This is a genomic window from Candidatus Phytoplasma gossypii, assembly GCF_030586975.1.
GTDB lineage: Bacteria > Bacillota_I > Bacilli_A > Acholeplasmatales > Acholeplasmataceae > Phytoplasma > Phytoplasma citri.
Map to the genome: position 1 here is coordinate 1 of NZ_JAOSIT010000053.1, position 2,562 is coordinate 2,562.

The 2,562-nt window shown below is 34.1% G+C and carries 1 protein-coding gene and 1 pseudogene; both read left to right on the forward strand.

Annotated elements, in window-relative coordinates:
• Positions 1–413: 413 nt before the first annotated feature.
• Positions 414–2,150: pseudogene (locus tag OC698_RS02885) on the forward strand (reverse transcriptase domain-containing protein).
• Between the two features lie 272 nt (positions 2,151–2,422).
• Positions 2,423–2,562 (forward strand): SVM family protein (locus tag OC698_RS02890; protein ID WP_304513195.1); only part of this gene is annotated, 140 nt, incomplete at its 3' end.

Genomic DNA, 2,562 nt, shown 5'->3' on the forward strand with positions numbered 1-2,562 from the left:
AAGAAGGAAAATTGATGTAATATATAGACCTATCTCGGAATTTGCTTAAGCGGATAGTCCAGAGTCTACTAGTATAAGTTGTAAGTACTGAGTAGTTTATCGGATAAATAAACCCTGGAATCAGCCTACCAAAAGGAGAGGATACTTCACCTAAGGAATTAAGGTCGAAATTTAGCGTAACTTGGAGAATTCTAAAACTAGGTAATTAAATTTACCAATCCGGAAATAAAAGTCCGAATGGTCAAGGATAAAGTATCTTCTTAGTAGTCGTAAGCGTAAACCTAAATTCGGAATAATTTAGTTAATCGTCTTACCGAGAAGAGAGTTAATTACTCTTATAGGGCGAAAGAAGAAAGTAATTTATTATTTTATTCAATGACATCCAATGAGATCGAGAAAAAAGTCGATAAATAATGTCAATAACGGTTTCACCAGAAACTAAATTTTCACTAACATTGGACAGAATTCAATATTGTTCATCAAAAGGCTACTCTTTAAAAAGAGAACTCCAACAGGGAATGAATAATTTTCAGAATACGTCAACGGCATTCAATAGAATTTCCGCTAACAAAGGGGTGGGTACCCCTGGAATTGATAATAAAACCGTCGATGGAATTAATCTGGAAAGACTAAAAAGATACCATCAGGAATATGTCAATAACGGCTACAACCCAAAACCGGTTAAAAGAATTCTCATTCCTAAGGATAATGGAAAAACCAGACCCCCCCTTTTTTTGGTTTACCCGCCCTCAAAGATCGGCTGATAAAGAAAGGTTTCGAACAACTTTTAATCCCTATTTTGAAAATCTTTTTTCAGCATGGAACTTCGGATTTAGAACCAAAAAATCTTGCCACGATGCCATCAAACGCTTCAAACAAAGATTTAAGGGAATTGATTACATTATTAAAATCGACCTAAAGGGCTACTTTGATACCATCAATCATGAGATTCTCATGAGAACCTTAAATTAGTTCATCAGAAAGAATAAAGTCCTCTCAACTATTAACAAATGACTGAAAGCCGGATTCATGAAAGATGGAGCCAAATACGAATCTTTATCCGGTTCTCCTCAAGGAGGGATTATTTCTCCTTTGTTGGCGAATGTATATTTACACGACATCGACCTGAAAATGGAGGGACTGATTAAAGAAAGGAAACCGATTAGGAAGGCCAACCCAGAATATAAGAAAGCATGGCTTAAAAACCAGCACTATCAACTGGGAGTTGATAGGTATATCAATTTAAACCCAAAGACAAGAGTTGAGTACATCCGTTACGCTGATGATTTTATCATTGGCATTAAAGGTGAATATGACAAAGCCGAGAAGATTAAGAATCAAGTAACGCAATGGCTAGAACAAGATTTGAAACTTACCATTAGTAAGAACAAATCAAAAATTGTGAAAGCCAACAAAGGGACAAGATTCTTATCCTACATGATAAAGGTGAATCCCACCAATAAAACTCGTACAAGGAAATCTACAAAGAATTCCCTAAACGGCAGCATTCAAATTCAAGTTACCAAAGCAAAAGCCGAAGAATATGGATATGAATACAATTGGTTAAAAAGGGGGAAGGTAAAACACGACGAAACATTAGCAGATAGAGATGAACTGGAAATATTCCAGACCTATCGAACAATTGTTAGAGGAATTGCCCAATACTTTTGTTTAGCTAGCAATCTCGGTGTTTTAACCCATCTAAATTATCTAGCTGAAGATAGCTGTTTGAAAACACTGGCAAGAAAATGGAAAACATCGATTGCTAGGGTTCGAAAGAAACTTAATATAGGTTCAACTTGGGCTATTCCTTATCTTAATAAAAGGAAAACCCAATACGAACCCTGGGATGTTTACTCTTGGGATAAAATTAAAAAAATGCGTAACTATAAGGGGAATCCGGTACCATTAATAGATTTATATTCTAAGGTCGCACACATCTAATTGACCGTTTGAAAGCGGAACGTTGCGAGAACTGCGAAAAAACAACCCAACTTCAAATTCATCACATTGGCACGGTCCGCAATGCAAACCGCCAGAGTATCATAAATAAAAGTACCAAGGTATTATGTAAAGATTGCCATCGCAAGATAACCAATCAACAAATACATGATATCAGAAAGAATAATAAGAACGATAAGAATAAATAGCTAATTAAACCGTAAGGAGAAATTAGTTCTCGAGAGAGAGTAAATTAGGGAAAGCCGGATGCTGGGAAACTTGCTTGTCTGGTTTGGACGGGGGCTGATTGTAAATAAAACAGCAAATACAAATCGCTGCATAAAACGCAATTAATCTATCCGTATTATAAGTATTGATTTTTTATAAATAAGAAAAGATAAAAATTATTTTAAAAATTGGTATAATAAAGCTAAAGAACGCCAAACTAATAATTTCAAAATATTAAAGGAGATTTCATATAATGTTGAAATTAAAAACAAATTTATTATTTTTTAAATTCTTTTTATTTATTAGTTTAGGATTTTTTTTAATTATTAGTAATAATTCCATTATGGCAGTTAATTATGAAAATGCATCAATTTCATGCAAAATGAATACGAT